The organism is Isoptericola sp. NPDC060257, assembly GCF_042726645.1.
GTDB classification, from domain to species: domain Bacteria; phylum Actinomycetota; class Actinomycetes; order Actinomycetales; family Cellulomonadaceae; genus Isoptericola; species Isoptericola nanjingensis.
Map to the genome: position 1 here is coordinate 1 of NZ_JBHXAW010000285.1, position 5,612 is coordinate 5,612.

General features: G+C 74.8%; 4 protein-coding genes. 1 reads left to right on the forward strand and 3 read right to left on the reverse strand.

Annotation, left to right across the window (positions count from 1 at the left end):
• The 3 genes from ACFWEK_RS18145 to ACFWEK_RS18155 form a co-directional block, all read right to left on the reverse strand.
• Nucleotides 1-641: bifunctional transcriptional activator/DNA repair enzyme AdaA (locus tag ACFWEK_RS18145; protein ID WP_430554933.1), on the reverse strand; the 641-nt coding region annotated here is incomplete at its 3' end.
• 62 nt (nt 642-703) lie between these two features.
• Nucleotides 704-1,708: an alpha/beta hydrolase gene (locus ACFWEK_RS18150; RefSeq protein WP_430554934.1), complete on the reverse strand. Its 1,005-nt coding sequence runs from the start codon at nt 1,706-1,708 to the stop codon at nt 704-706.
• Complete coding sequence (locus tag ACFWEK_RS18155) at nt 1,701-2,774, reverse strand: LppM family (lipo)protein (protein ID WP_430554935.1); 1,074 nt, start codon at nt 2,772-2,774, stop codon at nt 1,701-1,703. Before ACFWEK_RS18155 ends, ACFWEK_RS18150 begins: the two co-directional genes overlap by 8 nt.
• Nucleotides 2,775-2,921: 147 nt before the next feature.
• Here ACFWEK_RS18155 and clpB point away from each other — a divergent pair, with 147 nt between their 5' ends.
• Nucleotides 2,922-5,528 (forward strand): ATP-dependent chaperone ClpB, encoded by a 2,607-nt coding sequence (gene clpB / locus ACFWEK_RS18160; RefSeq protein WP_430554936.1) that lies wholly within the window; start codon nt 2,922-2,924, stop codon nt 5,526-5,528.
• The last annotated feature ends 84 nt before the right edge of the window (nt 5,529-5,612 follow it).

Here is a 5,612-nt window from a genome sequence, read left to right on the forward strand (position 1 = left end):
ACGAGGGACCGGGCGGCCCGGCGCGCCGCTTGCTGGAACGCCGTGGGACGGCGGTGGGTGCGGGCACGCGCACGGAGCTCGCTCGGCACGACGGCGAAGACCTCGGTCATCGTGTCGTTGAACTGCCGGATGGAGCCGAACCCGGCCGCGAAGGCGACGTCCGCGAGCGGGAGGTCGGTGCCGACGACGAGACTCCGCGCGGTCTGGGCCCGCTGCGCGCGGGCCAGGGCGAGCGGGCCGGCGCCGAGCTCGGCGGTGAGCAGGCGGTGCACGTGCCGCGCGCTGTACCCGAGGTGGGCTGCGAGCCCGTCCGTGCCCTCGCGGTCCACGACGCCGTCGGCGATGAGGCGCATCGCCCGTCCGGCGAGGTCGTGCCGCAGGTCCCATGCCGGGGTGCCGGGCGCGGCCTCGGGCAGGCAGCGCTTGCATGCGCGGTAGCCGGCCTCGTGCGCGGCCGCCGAGGTGAGGTAGAAGGTGACGTTCTCCGGCTTCGGCGTGCGCGCCGGGCAGGACGGGCGGCAGTAGATGCCCGTGGAGCTGACCGCCGTGAAGAACTGCCCGTCGAACCGGGTGTCCCGCGCGGCGATGGCGCGGTACCGCTCCTCGAACTCCCGCGCGTCGTGGTGGGCCGTCGTCGTCATGCCCCCATCCTCACGCGGTCCACCGACGGAGGGCTAGCGGGAATCGGACACGACCGTGGGTGCTAGGGGAGCGCCTCGACCCAGTCCAGCACGGTGGTGAGGTAGGTGTCGCGGGCGGGCTGCGGTGAGAGGGCGAGGTCGTGCGCGCCGCCGGCGACCGTCCGCACGGTGACGTCGCTGCCCAGGCGGGGCGCCCGGTCGCGGATGTGCGCGACGTCCAGCACGGAGTCCGTGGTGACCAGCTCGTCGTGCCACGACCGCGCCGGGCCGGACCGGTCGGACGCGAGCACGAGGACCGGGATCGTGAGGTCCAGCCCGCGGGCCACCCGGTGCTGCGCCCGGCGCACGGAGCGCAGCCACCCGGCGCGGGCGGGGAAGCCGGCGTGCGGCTTCCAGGCCAGGTCGTAGTCCCACTCTCCGCCGGTCTCGTGGTGCAGCGCGGCGCCGTAGTGCTCGCCGATGGCACCCACGACCACCCGCGGCGCGACGCGTCCGACGACGTCGATCGCCCAGGTCGCCGGGCCGCGCATCAGCCAGCTCTCGTTGAGCTCCAGCCACGGGCTGTTGAGCACGAGCGCGTCCGCGCGGGAGGGGCGGGCGTTCGCCCACAGGGGCGCGACCAGGCCGCCCGTGGAGTGCCCGAGCACCACCAGCCGCTCGTGTCCCGCGGCCCGCACGACGGCGGCCGCGGCGTCGAGGTCCTGGGCGTACAGGGCCAGGTCGTCCACGAGGTTCGGGTCGCGCCCGGCGGCGACGTGCGCGGCCAGCGCCCGTCCGTGGCCGCGCAGGTCGACGGCGTAGAACGCGTGCCCGCGGGCGGCGACGGTGCGGGCGACGTGCGGGTGGAAGAAGTAGTCGACGAACCCGTGCACGGACAGCACCGCCGTGCGCGCGACGCCGTGCGGGCCCGGCGCGCCGTCGTCGTCCGGCGTGGACGGCACGTGCCGCACCAGCACGGCCTCCGCGCCACCGGGCAGCGGCAGCGTGCGCGCCCGGAACTCCGGGCCGAGGACGTCCTCGCGCCACGCCCCGGGCCCGGGGCGCGGCGCGGTCTGCGCGTCAGGCACCCTGCGCGGGACCGGACGGGCGGTCCTCGTCGCCGGGGCGGTCGTCGGGAGTGCCCGTGACGTCGGGCTCGACGTCGGGACCCGGCGTCGCGGCGGGCTCCTGCCGGACGGTGTCCTCCTCGCCCGGGCGGCCGGGCTCGAGCGGCTCCGCGACGGGGCCGGTCGTGGGGCCGGCGGGCGGGGCGGCCTCGGGCGCGGCCTCCGGCTCGAGCGGCTCGGCGACCGGGCCGGTGCCCGGCTCCGCGGGCGGGGTCGCGGGCGCGCCGAAGACCTGCTCCTCCGGCGTCGGGCCGGCGGCGGGCACGGCCCCGGGGGCGGCCTGCGCGGCGAGGGCGGCGTCGCCCGTCGCGGTGCCCGTGACCGTGCCCGTCGACGTGGCGGGGCGGCGGTTGTTCCGCACGACGAACCACACGACGAGGCCGATGACGACCAGTCCGACGACGAGCCCGACGATCCACCACGGGAAGCTGCTGCCCGCGCTGGCGGCGCCGACGGCGTGGATCTCGGTGTTCTCGCCGACCGTCGGCGTCCAGGTGACGGTGTTGCCGTCGATGGTGCCGGTGGCGTCGCTGACCGGGCCGGGGAAGGTGATGGCGAGGCTGACGTCGAAGGCGTCCTGGACGTTCTGCGGCAGCGACTTCAGCTGGTCGGCGCCCTCGGAGAGGTTCATGGTGCCGTCGACGACGTAGTCGTCGCCGTCGCGGGTGATGGTGAGGTCCTCGCCGCCCTCGCCCGAGATCTGGCTGATCGGGGCCTCGGTGAACGTGTACCGGGTGCCGGTGTACTCGTCGTCGGAGTACGGCTCCTGGGACGTGCCCTCGGGGAGGTTCTGGGACAGCTCCCCGCCCGCCTGCTTCCACAGCTCGCCCGGCTCCATCCCCATGGTCTCGGCCAGGCTGTTGGAGACGGCCATGACGATCGAGCCGGAGACGGTGTCGTCCTCCGACAGCGTCATGTCCATGTCGACCTTCATGCACCCGGCGAGGGCGAGGAGGCCGACGGCGGCCAGGGCTGCCGCGATCGCGGTGCGGAGGCGGCGCACGGGGCCGCGGGCTGGAGTGGTCACCGGCCCAGCATCCCGCAGCGGCCGTCCGGGAGCCACCCGGCACCCCGGGCGGCTTGCGATCAAAGTTGAGCGGAATAGACTCAACTTTGGCGGCGTTCCCCCGACAGACGTTTTTCCCGTGTCATCGCACGTCATCCCGGAGGTCCCATGGACATCAAGCTCACGACCATGTCGCAGCAGGCGCTCGGCGACGCCGTCCAGTCGGCGTCGGCCGCGGGCAACCCCCAGCTCGAGCCCGTGCACCTGCTGCAGGCGCTGCTCCAGCAGACGGGCGGCGTCGCCGTCGGCCTGCTCGACGCCGTCGGCGCGAACGCCCAGCAGATCGGCCAGCGTGCCCGCGCGGCCCTCGTCGCCCTGCCGCAGGCGAGCGGGTCCGCCGTCGCGCAGCCCGCGCCGTCGCGCGCGATGAGCGCGGTGCTGGAGAACGCGGCCAAGGAGGCCGAGGCGCTCGGCGACGAGTACGTGTCGACGGAGCACCTGCTCATCGCGCTCGCCGCCGGGCAGTCCGCCGCCGCCCAGGCGCTGGCCGAGGCGGGCGCGACCGCCGACGCCCTGCGCGCCGCGCTGCCCGCCGTCCGCGGCTCCTCCCGCGTCACCAGCCCCCACCCCGAGGGCACGTACAAGGCGCTGGAGCAGTACGGCAGCGACCTCACGCAGCGCGCCCGCGACGGCAAGCTCGACCCTGTCATCGGCCGCGACTCCGAGATCCGCCGCGTCGTGCAGGTGCTCAGCCGCCGCACCAAGAACAACCCCGTGCTCATCGGCGAGCCCGGCGTCGGCAAGACCGCCGTCGTCGAGGGCCTGGCCCAGCGCATCGTCGCGGGCGACGTCCCGACGTCCCTGCAGGGCAAGCGCCTCGTCGCGCTCGACCTGGCGGGCATGGTCGCGGGCGCCAAGTACCGCGGCGAGTTCGAGGAGCGGCTCAAGGCCGTGCTCGAGGAGATCACCGCGTCGGACGGCGAGGTCGTCACCTTCATCGACGAGCTGCACACGGTCGTCGGCGCGGGCGCCGGCGGCGAGGGCGCCATGGACGCGGGCAACATGCTCAAGCCGATGCTCGCCCGCGGCGAGCTGCGCCTGGTCGGCGCCACGACCCTCGACGAGTACCGCGAGCACATCGAGAAGGACCCGGCCCTCGAGCGCCGGTTCCAGCAGGTGTTCGTCGGCGAGCCGTCCGTGGAGGACACGGTCGCGATCCTGCGCGGGCTCAAGGAGCGGTACGAGGCGCACCACAAGGTGACGATCGCCGACTCCGCGCTCGTGGCCGCCGCCGCGCTGTCCGACCGGTACATCACCGGCCGGCAGCTGCCCGACAAGGCGATCGACCTCGTCGACGAGGCGGCGTCGCGCCTGCGCATGGAGATGGACTCCTCGCCGGTCGAGATCGACGAGCTGCAGCGCGCCGTCACGCGCCTCGAGATGGAGGAGGTCGTGCTCAAGGAGTCCGACGACGCCGCCTCCACCGAGCGACTCGAGCGGCTGCGGGCCGACCTCGCCGACACGCGCGAGAGGCTCGCCGCGCTCACGGCGCGGTGGGAGTCGGAGAAGGCCGGCCACAACCGGGTCGGCGACCTGCGCGCCCGCATCGACGAGCTGCGCACCGAGTCCGACCGGCTGCAGCGCGAGGGCGACCTCGAGTCCGCCGCGCGCCTCCTGTACGGCGAGATCCCGCAGGTCGAGCGCGAGCTCGCCGACGCGGAGCGGGCCGAGGCGTCGCAGGAGGCCGACGAGGCAGCCGTGCACGAGGCCCCGATGATCGCCGACAAGGTGGGCTCCGACGAGATCGCCGAGGTGGTCGCCGCCTGGACCGGCATCCCCGCCGGGCGCCTGCTGCAGGGCGAGTCGGAAAAGCTCCTGCACATGGAGGACGTCATCGGCGAGCGGCTCATCGGCCAGACGGCCGCGGTGCGCGCGGTGTCGGACGCCGTGCGGCGCTCGCGCGCCGGCGTGGCCGACCCCGACCGGCCGACCGGGTCGTTCCTGTTCCTCGGCCCGACCGGCGTCGGCAAGACCGAGCTGGCCAAGTCGCTCGCGGACTTCCTGTTCGACGACGAGCGCGCCATGGTGCGCATCGACATGTCCGAGTACTCGGAGAAGCACTCGGTGTCGCGGCTGGTCGGCGCGCCCCCCGGGTACGTCGGCTACGAGGAGGGCGGGCAGCTCACCGAGGCCGTGCGGCGGCGCCCGTACTCCGTCGTCCTGCTGGACGAGGTGGAGAAGGCGCACCCCGAGGTCTTCGACATCCTGCTGCAGGTGCTCGACGACGGCCGCCTCACCGACGGCCAGGGCCGCACGGTCGACTTCCGCAACGTCATCCTCGTGCTGACGTCGAACCTGGGCTCGCAGTTCCTCGTCGACCCGGCGCTCGACGACGCCGCCCGCCGCGAGGCGGTCATGGCGGCCGTGCGCGCGTCGTTCAAGCCGGAGTTCCTCAACCGGCTCGACGACGTGGTGATCTTCGACGCGCTCAACGTCGAGGAGCTCGGGGAGATCGTCGACCTCCAGGTCGCGGCGTTCGCGAAGCGGCTGGCCGACCGGCGCATCACGGTGGACGTCACGCCCGCCGCGCGCGAGTGGCTGGCGCTGGAGGGCTTCGACCCCGCGTACGGCGCCCGCCCGCTGCGCCGGCTGGTGCAGCGCGAGATCGGCGACCGGCTCGCCAAGGAGCTGCTGTCCGGCGCCGTGTCCGACGGCGGCACCGTCGTCGTCGACCGGTCCCCGGACGCCGCGGGGCTGGTCGTGACGCCGAGGTAGTCCGGCCACCGCCGAGGTAGTACGAGACCTGCCGAGGTAGTACGAGACGTCGAGCCCCCGACCTCCATGACGGAGGCCGGGGGC

Bases quoted from the DNA above. Each gene is read 5' to 3' on its own strand.
- clpB (WP_430554936.1), top strand. From the start codon at position 2,922: ATGGACATCAAGCTCACGACCATGTCGCAGCAGGCGCTCGGCGACGCC.